The sequence below is a fragment of the Streptomyces sp. NPDC050085 genome (genome assembly GCF_044460595.1).
Taxonomy (GTDB): domain Bacteria; phylum Actinomycetota; class Actinomycetes; order Streptomycetales; family Streptomycetaceae; genus Streptomyces.
In genome coordinates this window covers 127,471-151,529 of record NZ_JBITJZ010000002.1, presented here as the reverse complement: position 1 = coordinate 151,529, position 24,059 = coordinate 127,471, and the positions used below count along the sequence as shown (strand labels likewise).

Genomic DNA, 24,059 nt, shown 5'->3' with positions numbered 1-24,059 from the left:
CCGACAGGGAAGCCGAGCGGACAAAGCAAGGGGCTATAGCTCAGTTGGTAGAGCGCCTGCATGGCATGCAGGAGGTCAGGAGTTCAATTCTCCTTAGCTCCACAGCAGTTGAGGGCGGGCCATCCGATTCGGATGGCCCGCCCTCTTGCATGCCTACCTACGGGCGCGGCTGCGGCCCGGTGGGAGCGCGGGCCGCGGTGCCGGGCCGGGCGGCAGCGCCGCCGCGTCCTGGTCGATGCGCAGAGCCAGCGCGGGGCAGCGGCGTACGGCGCGTACGGCGCTCGCCTCCGAGTAGCGCGGCACCGCAGCCTCCGCGACCGCGGGGAAGCCGTCAGGGCCCAGCTGGATCAGCTCCGGCACGATGTCCGCGCACAGGCCGTGGCCCTGGCACAAGGTCCAGTCGACGGCGAGCCGCTTGCCGCTGGGGGCCGCGCCCGCCGGTGCCTCGGCGTGCAGCGGCAGCACCCCGCGCACGGGGCGGCCGCAGCCCGCGCCGAGGACGTGCGCCGCCAGGTCGTCCGTGAACGCCGAGATCGTCGACTCGATGAACGCCGCCGAACCGTCCGGGTGCTTGCACGCCCCACGCCGCTTCACCGCGCGCGTGACCTCGCGCAGCGCCTCCAGGGCGGTCGGGCCACCGCCGTTCAGGACGTCCTCCAGGCCGCGGGCCGCCGCCGGAAGCCCGAGATAGCAGGGCCCGCACTGGCCGGCGCTCTCCGCGGCCAGCCACTGCGCCACCTTCAGGGCCTCGCCGAGCGGGCAGGTGTCGGGGCCGATCGGCAGGATCGCGCCCGCGCCCAGAGCGCCGCCGCACGCCTCCAAGGAGGCCCGGGAGACGATCGCGTCCTGAGCGCCGACGCCGTCCAGCCACTTGCCGTGATAGCCGCCGGTGAGGACGCCCTGGGGGAGTGGGGGAGCACCCGCGAGCTGGAGCACGTAGCGCAGCGGGACGCCGGAGGGCACCTCCAGGACCATGGGGCGTGCGACGGCGCCGGAGAGCGTCAGCAGGACGGTGCCGGGCTCGTCGTGCAGGCCCGTGCGGCAGTAGCGCTCGGGCCCCGTGCGGGCGGCGACGGCGAGCTGGGCGAAGGTCTCCGCGTTCGACAGGAGGGTGGGTGCGCCGCCCACTCCGGAGTCGGAGGCGCGCACCTTGCGGCCCGGCGGCATCGGCGGGCCGCCGTCGGCCGAGCGGATCAGGGCCGAGGACTCTCCGGTGACCATGCGCACGGGATTGCGCTGCACGCGCGCGCGTAGTGGCGCGTTACGTCGGTTCGTCAGGCCGCGCTCGGCGAGGGCCGCCTGCATCGAGGCCTCGGTGGAGTCGCGGGTCACGCCCACGACGAGGGTGCGCGCCCCGAGCGCCTCGGCGACCAGGAGCGCGCCGTCCAGGATCAGGTGCGGGGCCCGGTTGAGCAGGACGGTGTCCTTGCGGCAGGCGGGCTCGTCCTCGCTGCCGTTGACGACGACCACCGGGCGTACCCCGCGCCTGATCGCCGACTCGGCGACCGCGCGCAGCTTCTTGGCGAAGGGGAAGCCCGCCCCGCCGCGGCCGCGCAGCGACACCGCCTGGGCGAGCTGGGCGAGCGCCTCGCCCGCCAGCGGCTTGAGCGGGCCGTGCACCTTGAGGTGCATGTCGAGGTCGAGCCGCTCCACGAGGTCGAACCCCGAGGTGAGTTGCGGAAGTCCGACGACGCGGACCTCGGGGACGTCGGGCAGCGCCGTGTTCACTGCGTGCCTCCGTAGGGCGTGGTCCAGGGCTCACCCGAGGCGGGTGCCTGGAAGGGCCCGGGGAACGGTTCGGTGGGGTTCTCGCTGCCTTCATAGGCGATGTCGTAGCTACCGCTGTCTCCATAGGCGGCTTCGTACGCCGGGGTGCCTCCGTAGGGCGTGTCGTACGTGGGGTCGTACGAGGAGGGCGGCGCCTCGGCCGGAGGTGGCGGCGACGGTGCGGGCCAGCGCTGGGGCGACTCCCTGGGTGGGGCGGCGGAGACGGCACGGTAGGCGGCCGAGAAGCCGACGCCTGCCGGTGCCGGTGCCGGCGGCTGTGTCCGTGCCGGAGCCGGGCGAACCGGTGTCTCCATAGCGGGCAGTGGCTGCTCGGTCAGGTCCCGGGGAGTGCCGCGGCCCGTGTCACGGGTGACGCGCGGAGCGGGGTCCAGGAGGGCGAGGATCCGCGCCGCGACCCTGCGCTTGACCGGCCGCGGCGCCGCCCGCAGCGCCACGGCGCCGGCGACCGCGAGCAGGCACAGGCAGTACAGGACCACCACGTACGTCTTCGGCGGGCGCCCCGCGTACAGGCCGTGCACGAGCGCCAGGCACCAGGCCGGGTAGGCGAGCATGTGGGTCGCGCGCCAGCGGGCCGCGAGCCGGGCCGGAGACGCCATCGAGCTGCGCAGCGCCCCGGTGACGCCGGTGGCCACCATGAGGATCCCGGCGAGCACTCCCAGGCCGATCAGTCCGCTGCTGCCGGTGATGCCCTTCCCGAAGGGGATGAGCGCTTCGACGAGCGTCACATGGGCGAGGGCCAGCTTCACGCTGACGTGCAGCAGCAGGAAGCCCAGGGAGGCGACCGCGGTGGCGCGGTGGACGCCCTGGGCGAGCAGCCGTTGGCGCGAGGTGAGGAACAGCCGGTCAGAGGCGACCAGACCCCACACGACGGACGCCGTGAGGGAGACCAGGGACAGCACACCGGTGGTGAAGTCGAGCGCGGCCCGGAAGGCGTCGCTCCCTGTGACCACGATCAGGGGTATGAGCAGGAGGGCCGCCGCGCTCAACACCCCCGTTGTCGCGCGGCGGCTGCTACCAGAGGTGCGTGAACTCCTGGGCGTACGAAGGGAGTTCAGTGTGTGAGGGGTTCGAGGGTTCATGGGGGCGACTCCGAATGGTTCGGCACAGTGGTCCCACAGCCCGCACTCTAGGTCGACGCATACCAGCCAGTACGAGGTTTGAGTTATCTCGCCGTTATCTAGAGGTCGCCCGGTATTTGTGTTGCCCCGATAGCGGGCGGTACGCGGAGTAACCCTTGGCCCTGGGTGGGGCGGCGGGAACGCCGTCGCGGCCCGTACGAGGGCTGCGGTACCCTGACGCCATGCGTGCCGTACGCCTTCTGCTTAGCGAGCCGCGCTGATCAGTCCCGACCCGCCCCTGAGCGTGTGGTCGGAATCGGCGCGGCGTCCCCTCCTGTGCGAGGGGCTTTTTCATTTCCCGCGCAAGGGCAGCTGGCAGAGACGATCGATGGAGCTTTGAGGATCATGAGCGAGACGAATAACGCCGCCGGTGTCGAGGCGGCGGTCGCGCCGCACCGCTACACGGCGGTCATGGCCGCCGACATCGAGGCACGCTGGCAGGACTTCTGGGACGCCGACGGCACGTACGAGGCGCCCAACCCGACCGGTGACCTGGCCGGCGACCCGCAGGTCGCCGCCCGGCCCAAGAAGTTCATCATGGACATGTTCCCGTACCCCTCGGGCGCGGGTCTGCACGTGGGCCACCCGCTGGGCTACATCGCCACGGACGTCTTCGCCCGCTTCCAGCGCATGACCGGGCACAACGTGCTGCACACCCTGGGCTTCGACGCGTTCGGCCTGCCGGCCGAGCAGTACGCCGTGCAGACGGGCACCCACCCGCGCACGTCGACCGAGGCCAACATGGAGAACATGAAGGCGCAGCTGCGCCGCCTGGGCCTGGGTCACGACAAGCGCCGGTCGTTCGCCACGATCGATCCGGAGTACTACAAGTGGACGCAGTGGATCTTCCTGCAGATCTTCAACTCCTGGTACGACGACGACCTGAAGAAGGCCCGTCCGATCGCCGACCTGGTCCAGCAGTTCGAGACCGGTGAGCGTGCCGTCGACGGCGGCCGTTCCTGGACGGAGCTGAGCGCCACCGAGCGGGCCGACGTGCTGAGCGAGTACCGCCTGGCCTACGCCTCCGACGCGCCCGTGAACTGGGCGCCGGGCCTGGGCACCGTCCTGGCCAACGAGGAGGTCACCGCCGACGGACGCTCCGAGCGCGGGAACTTCCCCGTCTTCAAGGCGAAGCTGCGCCAGTGGAACATGCGCATCACCGCCTACGCGGACCGCCTGCTGGACGACCTGGACGGCCTGGACTGGCCCGAGGCGATCAAGCTGCAGCAGCGTAACTGGATCGGCCGCTCCGAGGGCGCGCGCGTCGACTTTCCCATCGGGGACGACGCCATCACGGTCTTCACCACGCGCCCGGACACCCTGTTCGGCGCCACCTACATGGTGCTGGCGCCCGAGCACGAGCTGGTCGAGAAGATCGTCCCGGCGGCGTGGCCCGAGGGCACGCGCCAGGTGTGGACCGGCGGGCAGGCCACCCCGGCCGAGGCCGTCGCCGCGTACCGCAAGCAGGCCGCCGCCAAGTCGGACGTCGAGCGGCAGGCCGAGGCGAAGGACAAGACCGGCGTCTTCACGGGCGCCTACGCGACCAACCCGGTCAACGGCGAGCAGGTCCCGGTCTTCATCGCCGACTACGTACTGATGGGCTACGGCACCGGCGCGATCATGGCCGTCCCGGCGGGCGACCAGCGCGACTTCGAGTTCGCGCGCGCCTTCGAGCTGCCGATCCGCTGCATCGTCGAGCCGACGGACGGGCGCGGCACCGACACGGACACGTGGGAGAACGCGTTCGGCTCCTACGAGGCGAAGATCATCGCCTCGTCGAACGACCAGATCAGCCTGGACGGCATGGGCGTCGTCGAGGCCAAGGCGCGCATCACCGAGTGGCTGGAGCGCACCGGCAAGGGCGCGGGCACGGTCAACTTCCGGCTGCGCGACTGGCTGTTCAGCCGCCAGCGCTACTGGGGCGAGCCCTTCCCGATCGTCTACGACGAGGACGGCATCGCCCACCCGCTGCCCGAGTCGATGCTGCCGCTGGAGCTGCCGGAGGTCGACGACTACACCCCGCGGACCTTCGACCCGGACGACGCGGACACCGAGCCCGAGACGCCGCTGTCGCGCAACCAGGAGTGGGTCAACGTGACCCTGGACCTGGGCGACGGCCCCAAGAAGTACCGCCGCGAGACCAACACCATGCCCAACTGGGCGGGTTCGTGCTGGTACGAGCTGCGCTACCTGGACCCGCACAACAGCGAGAAGCTGGTCGACCCGGCCATCGAGCAGTACTGGATGGGCCCCCGCGAGGGCCAGCCCACCGGGGGTGTCGACCTGTACGTGGGCGGCGCCGAGCACGCCGTGCTGCACCTGCTGTACGCGCGCTTCTGGTCGAAGGTGCTGTTCGACCTGGGCCACATCTCGTCGGCCGAGCCGTTCCACAAGCTGTTCAACCAGGGCATGATCCAGGCGTACGTCTACAGGGACGCACGCGGCATCGCCGTACCGGCCGCCGAGGTGGAGGAGCGCGACGGCGCTTACTACTACGAGGGCGAAAAGGTCTCGCGCCTGCTGGGCAAGATGGGCAAGTCCCTGAAGAACGCGGTCACGCCGGACGAGATCTGCGCCGAGTACGGCGCGGACACGCTGCGCCTGTACGAGATGGCGATGGGCCCGCTGGACGTGTCGCGGCCGTGGGACACGCGCGCGGTGGTCGGCCAGTTCCGGCTGCTGCAGCGCCTGTGGCGCAACATCGTCGACGAGGCGAGCGGCGAGGTCACCGTCGTGGACACTGCCGAGGCCGACATCGACGAGGCCATGCTGCGCGCGCTGCACAAGGCGATCGACGGGGTGCGCGGCGATCTGGAGGGCATGCGGTTCAACACCGCCATCGCCAAGGTCACCGAGCTGAACAACCACCTGACCAAGGTGGGCGGGCCGCTGCCGCGCTCCGTCGCCGAGCGGCTGGTCCTGCTGGTCGCGCCGCTGGCCCCGCACGTCGCCGAGGAGCTGTGGCGCAAGCTGGGCCACACCGGATCGGTCGTCCACGTGGACTTCCCGGTCGCCGACCCCCAGTACGTCGTGGACGAGGCCGTGACCTGCGTCGTACAGATCAAGGGCAAGGTGAAGGCCCGCCTGGAGGTCTCCCCGTCGATCTCGGACGAGGAGCTGGAGAAGGTGGCCCTGGCCGACGAGAAGGTCATCGCCGCTCTGGACGGCGCCGGCATCCGCAAGGTGATCGTCCGGGCGCCGAAGCTGGTGAACATCGTGCCTGCGTAAGGCACTCAGGGTTGTTCCCTACGGGCAGGTTGGGGGTTCCGCTGGAACCCTCGGCCTGCCCGCTCCGTTTACCGTGGAGAAGCGGGCCGGTGGGCTCGGACGGGGTGGACGGACGAATCGGAGGAGCGCCGTGGAAGCTGTGCTGGTGATCGTGGCGCTGATCTTCATCGCGGCCCTCGTGCTCGGTGCGTACGCGACGGTGAAAGCGGTCGGGGCCGCCAAGCGCGGCGTGGACCGCAAGGTCGAGCAGGCGCGGCGGGCGGTGGAGGACACCACGCTGCGGGCCAGGACGTTCGCCCAGCCCGGAGCGACCAGCGAGCTGGCACAGCTGCGGCTGAAGCTGCGCACCTCCATGCGGGCCACGCAGGACGCGTTGCACGCGCGCGTGGGCGAGGACCCCACGCTCCAGGAGTCGATCGGCCTCTTCCAGCGCCTGAGCGCGCACGGGCACGAGCTGGACGACGAGCTCAAGCGCCTGGAGCGGGAGCCCGACAAGGTCCATCTGGCACGCCTGCTGCCCGAGCTGCGGGCGCGTGCGGAGCAGATCACGGACTCCGCCGACGCGCTGCGGCACGCGGCCCGCGACCGGGCCAGCCGCTTCTCCGGCGACGACCTGGACTCGCTCAGCCAGCAGATCGACCTGGAGGCCGGTGCGCTGCGCCACTGGACGACGGAGGACGTGCCCCGGCCCGGCACGGAGGCCTCCGAGACGACGGGTACGGTTCAGGAGCCGACGCGGCAGGCGATCACTCCGCCAGGGGCGCGCCCCGTGTACCCGTGGCAGAAGAAGCCCCGCCCCGAGAGCACGACTTGATCCCTGGCCGACGGACGTCGGTCGGCGGCCGGTGAGCCGGGAGGTGCCGGGGGCCGGGCTGCCGCTCACGGGCCCCGGCGGGTAATCTCCGGTGCATGTCCCGCCATGTCGCGATCGTCACCGATTCAACGGCCTACCTGCCGCAGCGGACGATGGAGCGCCACGGCATCACGGCGGTGCCGCTGACCGTGGTCCTGGGCGATCGGGCGCTCGAGGAGGGTACGGAGATCTCCGCCCGCTCGGTCGCCGAGGCGCTGCAGAAGCGCCGCTCGGTGACGACGTCGAGACCCAGTCCCGAGCTGTTCGCCGAGACCTACCGCAGGGTCGCCGAGTCCGGCGCCACCGGCATCGTCTCGCTGCATCTGTCCGCCGAGTTCTCCGGGACGTACGACGCCGCGGTCCTGGCCGCGCGCGAGGCACCGGTCCCCGTGCGCGTCGTGGACACCGGCATGGTGGCCATGGCCCTCGGGTTCTGCGCGCTCGCCGCGGCCGAGGCGGCCGACGCCGGGGGCACCGTCGACGAAGCGGTGACCGCGGCGGAGAAGCGGGCCGCGGGCACCTCCGCGTATTTCTATGTCGACACCCTGGACTATCTGCGCCGCGGCGGGCGGATCGGGGCGGCGCAGGCGCTGTTCGGCTCCGCGCTCGCCGTCAAGCCGCTGCTGCAACTCGACGGCGGCCGCATCGAGATGCTGGAGAAGGTCCGCACGGCGTCCAAGGCGATCGCGCGACTGCAGGAGATCGTCGCCGAGCGCGCGGGCAGCGGGCAGGTCGACATCGCCGTGCATCACCTGGCGGCGCCGGAGCGGGCGGAGGCGCTGGCGGGCTGGCTGCGCGAGCATGTGCCGGGCCTGGGCGAGCTGTTGGTCAGCGAGGTCGGGGCCGTGATCGGGGCGCACACCGGGCCCGGGCTGCTGGGTGCGGTGGTGTCGCCTCGGGAGTAGGTCCGGAGGCCGTTCCGGAGCTCGTTCCGGGGCTCTTTCCGGGGCTCGATTCCCTGGAGATCACTGGGGTGGGTGACGAAGTTATCCACAACTGGGCGGTTCTCCCCGGGAATTGACCAAGATCCACTAGTTCGCGGCGGGGTGCCTACCGTCTCGTGACATGGCACTTCGATCACTGTCTCGGACAGCACAGGCATCCAGCGGGCCGGGGCGCGGCCCCGCATCCGACAGCCGCACCCGGCATCGGCACGTCGTGCGGCGGCGTGCGCGGCGCAGGCGTATCGCGCAGGAGCGGACGCGACTGCGTGCGGAGGCGTTGTTCGCGCCTCCGCGGCCGTATCGGGCGCCTGAGCCGGACGTGGAGTCTGCGACACGTGTGAGGTCTGAGCCGTATGCGGAGCCTGATCCGTATGTGGAGGCCGGGTCGGGCGGCGGGCTCAAGTCGGGTCCGGTGGACGGTGGTTCGGCGCGTGATCCTGTGCGTGATCCGGTGCCTGATCCGGAGCCGCCCTGGCGGGAGCGGGCTCTGTCGGCCGTGCGCGACCGGCTGCCGTTGTGGGTGCAGACCCGGTGCGGCATCGAGCGTCGGGGTGCGGTGGCGCTGGTCGTCGTCCTCGGTGTGGCCGCGCTCTTCGCCGTCCAGCACTTCTGGGCGGGGCGCACGCAGTCGGTGCGGATCCCGCAGGCGGTGCACGCTGCGGCTCCGAAAGCGGTGGAGCCGCCGGGTGCCGCCGCGTCCCCGGCCGTGCAGGGACCGGCGGCATCGGGTGGTCCCGGCATCGTCGTCGACGTCAGCGGCAAGGTGCGCAGGCCCGGCATCCACCGGTTGCCCGCAGGGGCCCGGGTGGCGGACGCGTTGCGGGCGGCCGGTGGGATCCGCCCGGGGGCGGACACGGCGGGGCTCAACCGGGCGCGGTTGCTGATGGACGGCGAGCAGGTTCTGGTGGGTGCGCCGGCGGCCCCGGCGGCCGTGGCACCCGGAGGGGCGGCGGGAGCGGCTGCTCCGGCCGGGCCGATCGGCCTCAACACGGCCACGGTGGACCAGTTGGACACGCTGCCCGGCGTCGGCCCGGTGCTGGCGCAGCACATCGTCGACTACCGCACGGAGCACGGAGGTTTCCGGTCCGTCGACGAACTGCGCGAGGTGAACGGGATCGGGGACCGCCGCTTCGAGGATCTGCAGAAACTCGTACGGCCATGAAGGGTAAGGGAGTTGACCGTTCCCACCGTCCGTCGGCGGATTCGGCGGATTCGGCGGATTCGGCGGATTCGGTGGACTCGGTGGGCCGACTCGGGGATGCGCACCCGCGGCAAGAGGAGCCGCTGGACCTGAGGTTGGTGCCGCCGGCGCTCGCGGCATGGGTGACGGCGGCGTTGCTCCTGACGGCCCCGGGCCGTTGGGCGACGGCCGTGGCAGCGGTGTGCGGGGTCGCAGGGGCGGCGCTGCTGGCGGTGGCGCGCGCGGGGCGGAGTTCAGGTTCAGGAGAGGGACGCCCAGATGGCATCGACAGAGGCATCGACACAGGCGTCGGCAGAGGCATCGGCAGAGACGGAGGCCTCGGCCTCGGGACCGGTATCGGCCTTGGGACCGGTATCGGCGCAGAGGCTCGGGGCCCGGGCATGCAAACTCGGCTGCCTGGGTCCTGGCGGAGCTCCTCCGCCGCGGTCCTCCTGCTCTGCATCGCCGCGGCCGCGGCCTCCGCGGGACTGCACGGAGCGGATCTGCGCAGAGGCCCCGTGCCCGAGCTCGCTGCCCAACATGCCAGGGTGAGCGCCGAGTTGGAGGTCACCGCCGATCCGAGAGTGACCCGGCCCAGGGTCACCGGGGACCATGCGGCACCGGTCGCCGTGGTCGTGGAGGCGGATGTGGTGCGGGTGACGTCGCCCGACGGGACGGTGTCGCGCACGCGGACGCCGGTCCTGGTCGTTGCCGAGGCGCGCGGCAGTCCCTGGCTGTCCTTGCTGCCGACGACGCGGCTGTGGGTCAGGGGCGGGCTCACGCCACCGTTCGCCGGGGGTGACCGCATCGCGGCGGTGCTGCGCGTCGGCAAGGAGCAGCAGCCGCGTGTGGTGGGCGGGCCGAGCGGGCCGCAGCGCCTGGCCGGGACGCTGCGCGCGGGGCTGCGCGAGGCGACGGACGGGCTACCGGGGGACGCGCGGGCGTTGCTGCCGGGGCTGGTCATCGGGGACACGGCGCGTGTCGTGCCGGAACTCCACGCGGCGTTCCAGGCGACTGACCTGCTTCATTTGATGGCCGTCAGCGGGGCCAACTTCACCATTCTGCTGGCCCTGTTGATCGGTCCTGCGGGCAGTGCGCAGCGTGTGGAGCGGCGGGGTCTCGCGCCGCGGATCGGTCTGTCGCTCAGGACGACGGCGCTTGCGGGAGGGGCGCTCACGCTCGGGTTCGTCGTGGTGTGCCGGCCCGAGCCGAGCGTGCTGCGGGCCGCGTCGTGCGGGCTGATCGCGCTGGTCGCCGTCGCCACCGGTCGGCGCAGATCCCTGATCCCGGCGCTGGCCACGGCGGTGCTGCTGCTCGTTCTGTACGACCCGTGGCTGGCCCGGAGTTATGGGTTCCTGCTGTCGGTGCTGGCGACCGGGGCGTTGCTGACGCTGGCCCCGCGGTGGGGTGCGGCGTTGCGGCGGCGCGGGGTGCCGGTGCGTGTCGCCGAAGCGCTGGGGGCTGCCGCGGCCGCGCAGGCCGTGTGTGCGCCCGTCGTCGCCGTGCTGGCGGCGCGGGTGAGTCTGGTGGCGGTGCCGTGCAATCTGCTCGCGGAGTTCGCCGTGGCGCCCGCGACCGTGCTCGGGTTCGCCGCGCTGGCGACGGCGCCCGTGGCGATGCCGGTGGCCAAGTGCCTTGCCTGGTTGGCTGGTTGGCCCGCGGGCTGGATCGCGGACATCGCGCGGACCGGTGCGGCGCTGCCCGGCGGCGGGGTGGACTGGCCGGGTGGCTGGCGCGGGGGAGTGCTGCTGGCGGCGGGCACGGTGGTGGCCGTCGTGGTGGGGCGCAGGGTGCTCAAGTCGCCCTGGATCGCGGCGCTCTGTGTGCTGGTGCTGCTCGTGGTGGTCGTACGGCCACCACCGGTCACCCGGGTCATCACCGGCTGGCCGCCGCCGGGTTGGCGGCTGGTGATGTGCGACGTGGGGCAGGGTGACGCGCTGGTGCTGGCCGCGGGGGCCGGAGCGGGCGTGGTGGTGGACGCCGGGCCGGATCCGCTGCTCGTCGACCGGTGTCTGCGTTCGCTGGGCGTCACCAGGATTCCGCTGGTGCTCCTCACCCACTTCCACGCCGATCATGTGGCGGGCCTCGCCGGGGTGTTGCGGGGGCGCTCCGTCGGGGCGATCGAGACGACGGGGTTCCAGGAGCCCGCGGACCAGGCGGCGTTCGTGCGGCGGCTCGCGGCGGAGCGGGGCGTGCCCGTGGTGCGGGCGTCGGCGGGGGAGCGGCGCAGGGCCGGGCCGCTCGACTGGCAGGTGCTGTGGCCCCCGCCGCGCCAGGTTCCCGGCCCCGACGGGCCGAACGACGCGAGCGTCACGCTGCTGGTGCGCACCGCGGGACTGACGCTGCTGCTGCCGGGAGACCTCGAACCGGCGGCGCAGCAGGCCCTGTTGAGAACCGCCGAAGGGGCGCGGCTCGCCCGGGTCGACGTACTCAAGGTCGCTCATCACGGATCGGCGTACCAGGACTCGGAGTTGCTGCACCGGCTCGCGCCCCGGCTCGCGCTGGTCTCCGTGGGCGCCGACAACCCGTACGGGCACCCGGCGCCGCGCACGCTGGCGGTGTTACAGGCCCTGGGGGCGACCGTGCTGCGGACGGACCGGGACGGCGCGATCGCGGTCGTGGGCCACGGCGAGGGGAGTGCGGGCGAGTTGGAGGTGGCGCATATCGAACCCTGAGAGGAGCCCGCGAGGCCCGGCCCGGGGCCTTCCGTCCCCGCGCCGAGCCCGGCCGAGGGCGGACGCAGGAACCGTCCGTGGCGACGGCGACGGCGACGGCGACGGCGACGGCGGCGTGGCGGTGGCCGGGGCATGAGTGACGGGCACGGGCACGGTACGACGGTGGCCGTGTGGTGGCCGCGCGGTCGGCGGACTGTGTCGAGCCCGTAGCTACCCGTGAGTAGAAAAGCCGCTGAGCTGGCGAAACGCTAACCGGAGGGATCAATTCGGCCCAGGCGGGGGCAGCCGTGCACCTTCCGTCCCCATCCAGCTCCATCCCGGTCGATCCCGCTCCATCCGCCTCCATTCCCGCGATGTGGGCCCGTGTTGCCTCGAAAGCCTCAACGGTGATCGAATGCTTCTTCGTTCAAGTAGCAACGATCGTTGTCAAGGCGCACTGGGGTGGAGAGGTCATGTTCGGCCGCTGGCTGGGAAACCGTACGAACCGGGCTCAACGGACAAGTCCTCTGGCGGCGGTGACAGTGCCGCCCCGTGCGGGAGTGCTCAGTTGCCGTGTCCTCGACCCGGTGAGCGAGCCGGTGCCGGGGGCCGAGTTCGCGGTGAGCGACGCGATGGGGCGCAAGGTGGTGAGCGGGGGCACCGATCCGTTCGGCTCGTTCATGGCGGCTGTGCCCGCGGGTGACTACCGGCTGGCGGTCACGGCGGAGGGCTACACCCCGTTCCGGGGCAGTGCCAGCGTCGCCGAGAGCGGGCACGCCTCGCTGGGTGACGTGACGCTGCAGGTCGCCCAGCCGCCGCAGCTGCCGGGTTCCGGCGACTGGGAGATCGAGCCGATGCACTCCTCGATCGCGTTCACGGCGCGGCACATCGGACTGGCCCGGGTCCACGGCCGGTTCAACACCTTCGCGGGTGCGCTGCGCGTCGCCGACCGCATCGAGCAGTCCGCGATGCACGTCGTCATCGACGCCTCGTCCATCGACACGAACGTGAAGATGCGCGACGACCACCTGAGGTCCGCCGACTTCCTCGACGTCGACCGGTTCCCGACCCTGGAGTTCTACAGCGAGCGCTTCACGCACAGGGGCGGCAGCCGCTGGGCGATCACCGGTGCGCTCTCGCTGCACGGCGTGACCCGGACGGTCACCCTGGACGCGGAGTACCTGGGCGTGGGCAACGGCATGGAGGGCGAGACCCGCGCCGCCTGCCGCGCCACCACCGAACTGCACCGCGACGACTTCACCGTGAGCTGGCAGACCATGCTGGCCAGGGGCATCGCGGTGGTGGGATCCAGCGTCAGGATCGACCTCGACGTACAGATCGTGCCCAAGGGCTGACCCGGTCCCGCGGCGCTCTCGGCATGCCCGAAAATGGTGTCGTGAGCGATGTGAGACACGTACTGGTGCTGCCCGACCGCGACGCGGCACAGGAGGCCGCCGAGGCGCTCGGGGAGCGCTTCGGCGTGGCCGAGGAACCGCAGCTCGTACGGGACGCGCTGGCCGGTGAGGACGACGCCGAGGACGCGCAGTGGCTGGTCGTCGTCGAAGACCCGCAGGACCGGCTCGACCCCAAGGAACTGGACGCGTTCGCGGGCGAGTGGGACGGCTGGCGCGAAGAGCCCTAGGAGCGATCGAGTACCTGGCGGGCCGCCTTCGGGCGGGCGAACCGGGTTGTCAGTGCCCCGTGGGATGCTTGTCCGCGATGGCCAGGAAGAGTGCAAACGACGATCCGCTCGCCCCGCTCACCCTCGCGGTGGGCCAGGAGGACCTGCTGCTCGACCGCGCGGTGCAGCAGGTGGTGGCGGCCGCGCGCGCGGCCGACGCGGACACCGATGTGCGCGATCTGAACCCGGACCAGCTGCAGCCCGGCACGCTCGCCGAGCTGACGAGCCCGTCGCTGTTCGCCGAGCGCAAGGTCGTCGTCGTACGCAATGCGCAGGACCTGTCGGCGGACACGGTCAAGGACGTGAAGGCGTATCTCGGCTCGCCCGCCGAGGAGATCACGCTGGTGCTGCTGCACGCAGGCGGTGCCAAGGGCAAGGGGCTGCTCGACGCCGCGCGCAAGGCCGGGGCGCGGGAGGTCGCCTGCCCGAAGATGACGAAGGCGGCGGACCGGCTCGCGTTCGTGCGGACCGAGTTCCGCACGGCGGGCCGGTCGGCGACGCCCGAGGCGTGCCAGGCCCTGGTCGACTCCATCGGCAGCGATCTGCGGGAGCTCGCGTCCGCCGTGACGCAGCTCATCTCCGACATCGAGGGGACGATCGACGAGGCCGTCGTCGGGCGGTACTACACGGGGCGGGCCGAGGCGTCCAGCTTCACCGTGGCCGACCGCGCCGTGGAGGGGCGGGCCGCCGAGGCCCTCGAGGCGCTGCGGTGGTCCCTCGCGACCGGGGTCGCGCCCGTGATGATCACCAGTGCGCTCGCGCAGGGCGTGCGGGCCATCGGGAAGCTGTCCTCCGCGCGCGGGGGCCGGCCTGCCGATCTGGCCCGGGAGCTGGGGATGCCGCCGTGGAAGATCGATCGGGTCCGGCAGCAGATGCGGGGGTGGACGCCGGACGGGGTCGCCGTCGCGCTCACCGCCGTGGCCGAGGCCGATGCCGGGGTCAAGGGCGGTGGGGACGACCCCGAGTACGCGTTGGAGAAGGCGGTCGTGGCCATTGCCCGGGCTGCTCGGTCCGGGCGCAGCCGCTGAGATTCGCCCCGCCGCCCCTTCCCGTCAGCAACGCCGAAGCCCCGTCCTGGAGAACCAGGACGGGGCTTCGGGTCAGGCATGTGCTGAGCCGCACCCGCGTGGCGAACGCAGTCGCGTGCGGCTCGGGGTGCCGGTCGGGGGCGGATGAGAGAGGGCCCGCCCGGGTCCTACCGGCGTCAAATCAGGTCAGGTTCAGCCCTTGAGGGAAGCGACCTTCGAAGCAAGCGCCGACTTCTTGTTGGCGGCCTGGTTCTTGTGGATGACGCCCTTCGAGACAGCCTTGTCGAGCTGACGCGCGGCAGCGCGCTGGTACTCGGTGGCCTTCTCGGCGTCACCCGCGGCAGCGGCCTCGCGGGCCTTGCGGATCGCGGTCTTCAGGGAGGACTTGACGGCCTTGTTGCGCAGCCGAGCCTTCTCGTTGGTCTTGATCCGCTTGATCTGGGACTTGATGTTCGCCACGAAATGAGCCTTTGCAGGTTCAGGCACGGGGCCGCGAGGGTCCCGTACCGATGATTTTCACTGAGTGTGTGCCTCCTGCTGAGAGGGCATGAGACACAGCTGTCCACGGTACCAGCCGTACTCCCACCGGCCCAAACCGTGCCCGGCCCGCCAAGCATGGGACGATGGAACCTACGTATCGATCCCAACCGAGGCCGACCTGAGGCAAACGGCGCCTCAAGAGACAGGACCCTGCGTGCCCGCGACCCCTAACAATGTGCCCGAGCCGAGCCGTACCGACCCGGCTCTGATCCGCAATTTCTGCATCATCGCGCACATCGACCACGGCAAGTCCACGCTCGCCGACCGCATGCTCCAGCTGACGGGTGTGGTCGAGCAGCGGCAGATGCGTGCTCAGTACCTCGACCGGATGGACATCGAGCGCGAGCGCGGCATCACGATCAAGTCCCAGGCCGTGCGTCTGCCGTGGGCTCCGACCCACGACAAGAGCCATACGCACATCCTCAACATGATCGACACCCCGGGCCACGTGGACTTCACGTACGAGGTCTCGCGCTCGCTCGCCGCGTGCGAGGGCACGGTCCTGCTCGTCGACGCCGCCCAGGGCATCGAGGCCCAGACCCTCGCCAATCTGTACCTGGCGATGGAGAACGACCTCAAGATCATCCCGGTGCTCAACAAGATCGACCTGCCGGCCGCCCAGCCCGAGAAGTTCTCCGAGGAGCTCGCCAACCTCATCGGTTGCGACCCCGAGGACGTCCTCAAGGTCTCCGCGAAGACCGGCATGGGCGTCGAGGCGCTGCTCGACAAGGTCGTCGCCGAGATCCCCGCGCCGGTCGGCGTCGCCGACGCCCCCGCCCGCGCGATGATCTTCGACTCGGTCTACGACTCGTACCGTGGCGTCGTCACGTACGTACGAGTCGTCGACGGTCAGCTCAACAAGCGCGAGCGGATCCGGATGATGTCCACCGGAGCCACCCACGAGCTGCTCGAGATCGGGACGAACTCGCCCGAGATGCTGTCGGCCGACGGCCTCGGCGTCGGCGAGGTGGGCTACCTCATCACCGGCGTGAAGGACGTCCGCCAGTCCAAGGTCGGTGACACGATCACCAGCCTGAACAAGGGCGCCACGGAGGCGCTCGGCGGCTACAAGGACCCGAAGCCGATGGTCTTCTCGGGTCTGTATCCGCTGGACGGCTCGGACTACCCCGAGCTGCGCGACGCCCTCGACAAGCTGCAGCTCAACGATGCGGCGCTGGTCTACGAGCCGGAGACCTCGGCCGCGCTCGGCTTCGGTTTCCGCGTGGGCTTCCTCGGCCTGCTGCACCTCGACGTGATCCGCGAGCGGCTCGAGCGCGAGTTCGGCCTCGACCTCATCGCCACCGCGCCGAACGTGGTCTACCGCGTCGAGATGGAGGACCGCAGCGAGCACGTCGTCACCAACCCGAGCGAGTTCCCCGAGGGGAAGATCGACAAGGTCTACGAGCCGGTCGTCCGGGCCACCATCCTGGCCCCGTCCGAGTTCATCGGCTCGATCATGGAGCTGTGCCAGACCCGGCGCGGCACCCTGCTCGGCATGGACTACCTCTCCGAGGACCGCGTCGAGATCCGCTACACGCTGCCGCTCGCGGAGATCGTCTTCGACTTCTTCGACCAGTTGAAGTCCAAGACCCGCGGCTACGCCTCGCTCGACTACGAGCCCACGGGCGAGCAGGACGCGAACCTCGTCAAGGTCGACATCCTGCTGCACGGCGACAAGGTCGACGCCTTCTCCGCCATCACGCACCGGGACCAGGCCTACGCGTACGGCGTGCGGCTCGTCGCCAAGCTGCGCGAGCTGATCCCGCGGCAGGCCTTCGAGGTGCCGATCCAGGCCGCCATCGGCTCCCGGGTCATCGCCCGCGAGACCATCCGCGCCATCCGCAAGGACGTCCTCGCCAAGTGCTACGGCGGTGACATCTCCCGTAAGCGGAAGCTGCTCGAGAAGCAGAAGGAAGGCAAGAAGCGGATGAAGATGGTCGGCTCCGTGGAGGTGCCGCAGGAGGCCTTCATCGCGGTGCTGTCCAGCGACGACGGCGCGGGGGCGAAGGGCAAGAAGTAGCCCTGGCGGCCGCCCCGCCGAGCACGACGCAAAAGGCGTCTGTCCGTACACCGGACAGACGCCTTTTGCGTTGATGTGAGTATTGGAAAAGCTCCTGCGACATATGGGTGATTGCCAAAAAAGCCGTCACTTAAGAGTTTCCGCAGGCAGGGGCGTCCCGTTACGAATGTGGAAGCGGCGTTCCGAGCGGCCAGCAAGACGCTCGGGCGGCACGACGGTCGTGACCGTGAAGGACGCCTCTTTGGAAAGGGATTCAAAGTGAAGTACACGAAGGCTGCTGCTGTCGTTGCCGGTGCCATGCTCGCCGTGGGGGCTGGGGCGCCTGCCTTCGCCGACGACGTCGACAACGTTCCGGCGGTTTCGGGCAACGACGAGCTGGCGAACAGCAACACCGTCACCAAGACGACCGCCAAGAACCCGCTGAAGGACATCAACGCCGATGTCATCATCGGTGGCGTCAGCAAGGTCGCCGACAAGCTGGCGACCAAGAACGACCTCGCCTCCAAGACGAACGCCCTGCAGGGTGCGACCGCCCGTGCCGCGGAGGGCACCCCGCTCATGGGTGGCCTGCCCTACGGCGGCTGAATTTCCCCTGAGCGCATCGTGCCGTTTCCTCGAGCGACGGCAGGGTGAGACTCTTCCCGGCGGGCCCGGCGCATTATGTGCGCCGGGCCCGCTTTTCGTTTGTCAGTTTATTGCTCTCTTGGAGTGCATTATGTGTGCTGGACAATTGATGGCGTTACGTTCTTTGAATTCTGGTTACCGTTCTCGTTTGAAGGAGGCAAACCATGAATAAGAACGTAATTGCTCGACTCGCCGCCGGGGTGCTTGCGGCAGGGCTGCTGCTGGGTGCCGGAGCCGGGGCCGCGGTGGCGGACGACGGCCCGCTGGTCCAGAGCACCATCAAGAACGGGGTCAGCGTCGGCAACCTGCTGGACGTCGGCCAGAACTACACCGTCAACGGGACCCACACGAAGACCGGCACGAAGGTGAACGGTCCTGCCGGCGTCACGACCAACATCAGCAACGGCGTCGACGTCAACGCCAACGTCGCGCTCGACCTCGCGGCGTCGATCCTGGCGAGTGTCGGCTGACGCGCCGCTCGCTCGCGGTGGGCCCGTCACGCACAAGCGTGGCGGGCCCACCGCTTTTGTGTGGGCCCTGTGTGGGGCGAGACGGCTGGGGCGACCCGGCGGAAGTTGAGTACCGGGGCCCCTTACGCGCCGGGCGGGCGCGGCTTACCCTGATCACTGCTCAATGGTTACTCGCCAGTTAAACAAGCCGCGTTTCAACAGTCGCGGGCCCCGGAGGACGTCGTGAGCGACACACAGACCCTGATCGAGAACCGGCCGCCCTCCGTGGCGTCTCTCTTCCTCGAGCGCGTGGCGGCCACACCGGACGCCGAGGCCTACCGCTACCCGGTGCCCGCCTCCTCCGGTGCGGGCCCGGACGACTGGAAGTCGCTCAGCTGGGGGCAGGCCGCTCAGCGGGTCTATGCGATCGCGGCCGGACTCGTCGAGCTCGGCGTGCAGCCCGAGGAGCGGGTGGCGCTCGCCGCCTCGACCCGGGTCGAGTGGATCCTCGCGGACCTCGGCATCATGTGCGCGGGCGCGGCGACGACCACCGTCTATCCGCAGACCAACGCCGAGGAGTCGGCGTTCATCCTGTCCGACTCCGAGTCCAAGGTGCTGGTGGCCGAGGACGCCGCGCAGCTCGCCAAGGCGCGGGAGCGGCGGGCCGAGCTGCCCGAGCTGCGGCACGTCGTGGTGATCGACGCGACGGGTGTCGAGCCCGACGCCGGTGACCCCGACGGCTGGGTGCTCACCCTGGAGGACCTGGAGGCGCGCGGCGCCGCTTACCTGGAGAAGAACCCGGACGTCGTCAAGGAGCGCGTCGGGGCCATTCGCAAGGAGCAGCTCGCCACGCTCATCTACACGTCGGGAACGACCGGGCGGCCCAAGGGAGTTCGGCTTCCGCACGACAACTGGTCGTACATGGCGAAGGCCATCGCCGCGACCGGGCTCGTCAACACGGAGGACGTGCAGTACCTGTGGCTGCCGCTCGCGCACGTCTTCGGCAAGGTGCTGACCAGCGGGCAGATCGAGGTCGGGCACGTCACCGCCGTGGACGGGCGCGTTGACAAGATCATCGAGAATCTGCCGGTCGTGCAGCCCACGTACATGGCCGCCGTGCCGCGCATCTTCGAGAAGGTCTACAACGGGGTCGCCGCGAAGGCGCGCGCCGGGGGCAACGCCAAGTACAAGATCTTCCAGTGGGCGGCCGGGATCGCGCGCGAGTACGCGAAGGTCAGCCAGGACAACTTCCGCAGGACCGGCGTGAGTTCGGTGCCGTTCGGGCTCGCGTCCAAGCACAAGGTCGCCGACGCGCTGGTGTACAGCAAGCTGCGCGAGGCGTTCGGCGGGCGGCTGCGGGCCTGTGTCTCCGGGTCCGCCGCGCTGGCTCCCGAGATCGGATACTTCTTCGCCGGCGCGGGAGTTCACATTCTCGAGGGGTACGGGCTGACCGAGTCGTCGGCCGCGTCCTTCGTCAACCCCGGTGAGGCGTACCGGACCGGCACCGTCGGCAAGCCGCTGCCCGGCACCGAGGTGCGGATCGCGGACGACGGGGAGATCCTGCTGCGCGGCCCCGGCATCATGGAGGGCTACCACGGGCTGCCGGAGAAGACCGCCGAAGTCCTGGAGTCCGACGGGTGGTTCCACACCGGTGACATCGGTGAGCTGTCAGTGGACGGGTACCTGCGGATCACCGACCGCAAGAAGGACCTGATCAAGACCTCGGGCGGCAAGTACATCGCGCCCGCCGAGGTCGAGGGGCAGTTCAAGGCCGTGTGCCCGTACGTCTCCAACATCCTGGTGCACGGCGCCGACCGGAACTTCTGCACCGCCCTCATCTCGCTCGACGAGCCGGCCATCCTGGAGTGGGCCAAGGAGAACGGGCTCGAGGGCAAGTCGTACGCCGATGTCGTGGCCGCGCCCGCGACCGTGCAGCTCGTCGAGGGGTACGTACAGGAGCTGAACCAGGGGCTGCAGCGCTGGCAGACCATCAAGAAGTTCAAGCTGCTGCCCCGTGATCTCGACATCGAGCACGGGGAGTTGACGCCCAGCCTCAAGCTGAAGCGTCCGGTCGTCGAGCGGACCTACAAGGAGCTGCTCGACGAGATGTACGCCGGCAGCCGGGAGGGCTAGCAGGACGCGCGGGACGAGGCGCCCCGGGTCACGGGCGCCTCATCCTGCGGAGCGTCTCTTCCATCTCGGCGATGTCCTCGCGCAGAGCACGCACATCGGGTTCGGCGTGCTGGGCCAACTGGCCCTCGATCGAGGACATGCGCGACGACAGCTCGTCGAACTGCTGCTGTTCGCGGGCCAGTAGGCGCTCGAGCTGCTGGTTCTTGCGGTGCAGGTCGAGGAAGACCGTGACCTTCGCACGCAGCACCCAGGGGTCGAAGGGCTTGGTCAGGTAGTCGGCCGCGCCGGTCGCGTACCCCCGGAACGCGTAGCCCGCGTCCGCGTCCGTCCCCGTCAGGAAGATGATCGGGGTGTCCTTCGTCTGGTCGAGGCGCTTGATGTTCGTCGCCGTCTCGAAACCGTCCATGCCCGGCATCCGGATGTCGAGCAGGACGACGGCGAAGCGCCGTCGCAGCAGCGCCTTCATCGCCTCCTCGCCCGAACGGGCCCGTACCAGCGGCTCGTTGAGCGAGCCGAGGACGGCCTCCAGTGCGACCAGGTTGTCCTCCATGTCATCGACCAGGAGGATGCTCGCCCTCTCGTCCGACGTGATCTCTGCAGTGGTCATGGTTGCCGGTGCCTCACTCGATCGTCGGCGGAGCGACGGGGTCGGCCTCGCTGTCCCCAGTGCCTGACGTGGCGGATTCGTCCGATGCGTCCGACGGATCGTGGTCGGCCTCAGGGGTGAGGAGATCGCACACGACGGTCAGCAGTTGATCGACGTCCACCGGTTTCGGTACGTAGTCGTTGGCGCCCTTGGCGATCGATTTCTCGCGGTCGCCGGGCATGGCCTTCGCGGTGAGGGCCACGATCGGCAGTCCGGCCCACCGGGGTGTCGCGCGGATGACGGAGATCGTCTCATAGCCGTCCATCTCGGGCATCATGATGTCCATCAGGACGAGCTCGATGTCGGAGTTGCGCTCGAGGGTCTCGATGCCCTCCCGGCCGTTCTCCGCGTACAGGACCGGCATGCCGACGCGGCCGAGTACGTGGGTGAGCGCGAAGACGTTGCGGATGTCGTCGTCGACGATGAGCACCCGGCGACCCGGCAGGACTTCGCCCGCGACGCCGGTCTTCCACTGTTCCAGCTTCGTCGGCGTCGGCCAGTTGTCCTCCTGCTGCTCGTGGATCGTGTACGCGTCCGGGGTGTCCTCCTGCTGGGACGGGACCAGCGGCACGTGGTCGGGGTTCGGTTCCAACTGATCCGGGTCACCCGCCGGCTGCTCGTGACCGGGATAGACCACGGGAACGTACAGCGTGAAGGTGGAACCCTCGCCGGGCTCGCTCTCGGCGATGATGCGGCCGCCGAGCAGCCCCGCGATCTCCCGGCTGATGGACAGGCCGAGGCCCGTGCCGCCGTACTTGCGGTTGGTCGTGCCGTCGGCCTGCTGGAACGCCTCGAAGATGACGGGGAGTTTGTCGCGGGCGATGCCGATGCCGGTGTCGGAGACGGCGAACGCGATCAGGTCGTCGGTCTCGCGCACGAACTGGTGCTCCGGGTCCTTGATCCGCTTGACCCGCAGCTCCACCTTGCCGTTCGCGGTGAACTTGATCGCGTTCGACAGGAGGTTGCGCAGGATCTGCTGGAGGCGCTGCTCGTCGGAGAAGACCTCGCGCGGTACGTCCTCGCCGACCGACACCTCGAAGGCCAGGCCCCGGTCGAGGGTGATGGGGCGGAAGGTCGCGTGCACGTAGTCGAGGAGCTTGATGAGGGGGAGCTTCTTGGGGCGTACGTCCATGCGCCCGGCCTCGATCTTCGACAGGTCGAGGATGTCGTTGATGAGCTGGAGGAGGTCGGAACCGGAGCGGTGGATCGTCGTCGCGAACTGGACCTCCTGGTCGTTCAGATGGCCGTCCGGGTTGTCGGAGAGGAGGCGGGCCAGGATGAGGAGGGAGTTGAGGGGGGTGCGCAGCTCGTGCGACATGTTCGCGAGGAACTCCGACTTGTACTGGGAGCTCGTCGCCAACAGGGCGGCCTTCTCCTCCAGTTCGGCGTTCGAGCGCTGCAACTCGCCCTGCTGGCGCTGGAGTTCGTCCGATCGCTCCTGCAGCTGCGTCGCCAGGCGCTGGGACTCGCCGAGCAGGGACTCGGTGCGGGAGTTGGCGATGATGGTGTTGATCGCGACGCCGATGGTGTTCACGAACTGGTCGAAGAACGCCAGGTGGACGTCCGAGAAGCGGGAGAAGGAAGCCAGCTCGATGACGCCGAGGAGCTTGTCCTCGAAGAGGATCGGGATGATGACGACCGAGGCCGGGGCCGCTTCCCCGAGACCGCTGTTGATCTTGATGTAGTCCGGCGGGGCCTCCTCCACCAGGATGCGCTTCTTCTCCAGGGCCGCCTGGCGGACCAGTCCGTGGACCGGCATGCCACCCGTGTCGACGACCAGGGCCGCCGCCGATCCGTAGCCCGCGATGTAGGCAAGTCCCTTGGTGGGGATGGTCGTTCGGATCGGAGTGTCGCCCTCGTCGGGCTCGGCGAGGAAGAAGGCGCCGTACTGCGCGTTCACCAGCGGGGTCAGCTCGCGCAGGATCAGGTCGGCGACCTCCATCAGGTCGCGGTGGCCCTGCATCAGGGCCGCGAGGCGCGCCAGGTTCGACTCCAGCCAGTCCTTCGCGCGGGTCGTCTCGCGGAGGTTGGCCACCATCAGGTTGATGTTGTCCTTCAGCTCGGCGACCTCGCCCTGCGTCTCCACCGTGATGGAGCGGGACATGTCGCCCTGGGTCACCGCGGAGGCGACCTCGGCGATGGCGCGGACCTGCGTGGTCAGGTTCAGCGCCAGCTCGTTCACGTTCGTCGTCAGGCGCTTCCAGGTGCCGTAGACGCCCTCCACCCGTGCCTGGCCGCCGAGTTGACCCTCGGAGCCGACCTCGCGGGCGACGCGGGTGACCTCGGAGGAGAAGGAGGAGAGCGTGTCGACCATCGTGTTGATCGTCGTCTTCAGTTCGAGGATCTCGCCGCGGGCGTCGACGTCGATCTTCTTGGAGAGGTCGCCCTGGGCCACCGCCGTGGCGACCTGCGCGATGTTGCGCACCTGTGAAGTCAGGTTGTCCGCCATGTAGTTGACGTTGTCCGTGAGGTCCTTCCAGACCCCGGACACGCCGTGCACCGTCGCGCGGCCGCCGAGGCGGCCGTCCGTGCCGACCTCGCGGGCGACGCGGGTGACCTCGTCGGCGAAGCCGCGCAGCTGCTCCACCATCGTGTTGACGGTGTCCTTCAGCTCGAGGATCTCGCCGCGCGCGTCGACCGAGATCTTCTTGGAGAGGTCGCCCTGGGCCACGGCGGTGGTGACCTGTGCGATGTTCCGCACCTGTGACGTCAGGTTCGACGCCATGAAGTTGACGTTCTCGGTGAGGTCGTTCCACACGCCTGCGACGCCGCGGACCTGGGCCTGGCCGCCCAGGTTTCCTTCGGTGCCGACCTCGCGGGCGACGCGGGTGACCTCGTCGGCGAAGGCGGAGAGCTGGTCGACCATCGTGTTGATCGTCGACTTGAGTTCGAGGATCTCGCCCTTCGCCTCGACCGTGATCTTCTTGCCGAGGTCGCCCTGGGCCACGGCCGTGGACACCAGCGCGATGTTGCGCACCTGTGACGTCAGGTTGTCCGCCATGAAGTTGACGTTGTCGGTGAGGTCCTTCCAGACGCCGGAGACGCCGCGGACCTGGGCGCGGCCGCCGAGTTGGCCCTCGGTGCCGACCTCGCGGGCGACGCGGGTGACCTCGTCGGCGAAGGCGGAGAGCTGGTCGACCATCGTGTTGATCGTCGACTTGAGTTCGAGGATC

Annotated in this window: 17 protein-coding genes and 1 tRNA gene; 13 read left to right on the top strand and 5 right to left on the bottom strand. The window is 70.2% G+C overall.

Features of this window, described 5'->3' with window-relative positions; all coding sequences use genetic code 11:
* Nucleotides 1-29 precede the first annotated feature (29 nt).
* Nucleotides 30-102 (top strand) — tRNA-Ala (locus ACIBUY_RS09070).
* A gap of 51 nt (nt 103-153) precedes the next feature.
* Here ACIBUY_RS09070 and ACIBUY_RS09065 read toward each other — a convergent pair.
* Both ACIBUY_RS09065 and ACIBUY_RS09060 read right to left on the bottom strand, forming a co-directional pair.
* Nucleotides 154-1,728 (bottom strand): NADH-ubiquinone oxidoreductase-F iron-sulfur binding region domain-containing protein, encoded by a 1,575-nt coding sequence (locus tag ACIBUY_RS09065; protein ID WP_365568503.1) that lies wholly within the window; start codon nt 1,726-1,728, stop codon nt 154-156.
* The gene (locus ACIBUY_RS09060; RefSeq protein ID WP_399152231.1) at nt 1,725-2,777 is read right to left on the bottom strand and encodes a cytochrome b/b6 domain-containing protein; all 1,053 of its coding nucleotides are present in this window, start codon (nt 2,775-2,777) and stop codon (nt 1,725-1,727) included. The genes ACIBUY_RS09065 and ACIBUY_RS09060 overlap by 4 nt, the downstream gene beginning before the upstream one ends.
* A 474-nt stretch (nt 2,778-3,251) precedes the next feature.
* Between ACIBUY_RS09060 and leuS the strand changes: the two genes are divergently transcribed.
* The 8 genes from leuS to holA all read left to right on the top strand — a co-directional run bounded on the left by leuS (nt 3,252) and on the right by holA (nt 14,474).
* Nucleotides 3,252-6,134, top strand: a complete 2,883-nt coding sequence (gene leuS, locus ACIBUY_RS09055) for a leucine--tRNA ligase (RefSeq protein WP_399152230.1) — start codon at nt 3,252-3,254, stop codon at nt 6,132-6,134.
* Between the two features lie 130 nt (nt 6,135-6,264).
* The gene (locus tag ACIBUY_RS09050) at nt 6,265-6,948 is read left to right on the top strand and encodes a hypothetical protein (RefSeq protein WP_399152229.1); all 684 of its coding nucleotides are present in this window, start codon (nt 6,265-6,267) and stop codon (nt 6,946-6,948) included.
* Nucleotides 6,949-7,043: 95 nt separating this feature from the next.
* Complete coding sequence (locus ACIBUY_RS09045; RefSeq protein WP_365568495.1) at nt 7,044-7,892, top strand: DegV family protein; 849 nt, start codon at nt 7,044-7,046, stop codon at nt 7,890-7,892.
* Nucleotides 7,893-8,382: 490 nt separating this feature from the next.
* Entirely contained in the window at nt 8,383-9,093 is a 711-nt protein-coding gene (locus ACIBUY_RS09040; RefSeq protein WP_399152228.1) for a helix-hairpin-helix domain-containing protein, read from the top strand.
* Nucleotides 9,090-11,786: a ComEC/Rec2 family competence protein gene (locus tag ACIBUY_RS09035; RefSeq protein WP_399152227.1), complete on the top strand. Its 2,697-nt coding sequence runs from the start codon at nt 9,090-9,092 to the stop codon at nt 11,784-11,786. Before ACIBUY_RS09040 ends, ACIBUY_RS09035 begins: the two co-directional genes overlap by 4 nt.
* A gap of 452 nt (nt 11,787-12,238) precedes the next feature.
* Entirely contained in the window at nt 12,239-13,120 is an 882-nt protein-coding gene (locus ACIBUY_RS09030; protein WP_365568487.1) for a YceI family protein, read from the top strand.
* 41 nt (nt 13,121-13,161) lie between these two features.
* A complete protein-coding gene (locus ACIBUY_RS09025; protein WP_365568484.1) occupies nt 13,162-13,407 on the top strand; it encodes a hypothetical protein in 246 nt (81 codons plus the stop codon).
* A gap of 77 nt (nt 13,408-13,484) precedes the next feature.
* Nucleotides 13,485-14,474 (top strand): DNA polymerase III subunit delta, encoded by a 990-nt coding sequence (holA, locus tag ACIBUY_RS09020; protein ID WP_365568481.1) that lies wholly within the window; start codon nt 13,485-13,487, stop codon nt 14,472-14,474.
* A gap of 192 nt (nt 14,475-14,666) precedes the next feature.
* On the opposite strand, the gene rpsT is transcribed toward holA, so the two are convergent.
* Nucleotides 14,667-14,933: a 30S ribosomal protein S20 gene (gene rpsT, locus ACIBUY_RS09015; RefSeq protein ID WP_030042978.1), complete on the bottom strand. Its 267-nt coding sequence runs from the start codon at nt 14,931-14,933 to the stop codon at nt 14,667-14,669.
* A gap of 235 nt (nt 14,934-15,168) precedes the next feature.
* Between rpsT and lepA the strand changes: the two genes are divergently transcribed.
* From lepA to ACIBUY_RS08995, 4 genes are all read left to right on the top strand, one after another.
* Complete coding sequence (gene lepA / locus ACIBUY_RS09010; RefSeq protein ID WP_365568478.1) at nt 15,169-17,034, top strand: translation elongation factor 4; 1,866 nt, start codon at nt 15,169-15,171, stop codon at nt 17,032-17,034.
* Nucleotides 17,035-17,292: 258 nt separating this feature from the next.
* The gene (locus tag ACIBUY_RS09005) at nt 17,293-17,619 is read left to right on the top strand and encodes a hypothetical protein (protein ID WP_365568475.1); all 327 of its coding nucleotides are present in this window, start codon (nt 17,293-17,295) and stop codon (nt 17,617-17,619) included.
* A gap of 203 nt (nt 17,620-17,822) precedes the next feature.
* Nucleotides 17,823-18,128, top strand: coding sequence for a hypothetical protein (locus ACIBUY_RS09000; RefSeq protein ID WP_365568472.1), 306 nt, complete (start codon nt 17,823-17,825; stop codon nt 18,126-18,128).
* A gap of 222 nt (nt 18,129-18,350) precedes the next feature.
* Nucleotides 18,351-20,240 (top strand): AMP-binding protein, encoded by a 1,890-nt coding sequence (locus ACIBUY_RS08995; RefSeq protein WP_365568469.1) that lies wholly within the window; start codon nt 18,351-18,353, stop codon nt 20,238-20,240.
* 28 nt (nt 20,241-20,268) lie between these two features.
* Here ACIBUY_RS08995 and ACIBUY_RS08990 read toward each other — a convergent pair whose 3' ends face one another.
* Both ACIBUY_RS08990 and ACIBUY_RS08985 read right to left on the bottom strand, forming a co-directional pair.
* Nucleotides 20,269-20,847: a response regulator gene (locus ACIBUY_RS08990; RefSeq protein WP_365568466.1), complete on the bottom strand. Its 579-nt coding sequence runs from the start codon at nt 20,845-20,847 to the stop codon at nt 20,269-20,271.
* Nucleotides 20,848-20,860: 13 nt separating this feature from the next.
* The coding region (locus tag ACIBUY_RS08985; RefSeq protein ID WP_399152226.1) for a HAMP domain-containing protein at nt 20,861-24,059 on the bottom strand (3,199 nt) is incomplete at its 5' end.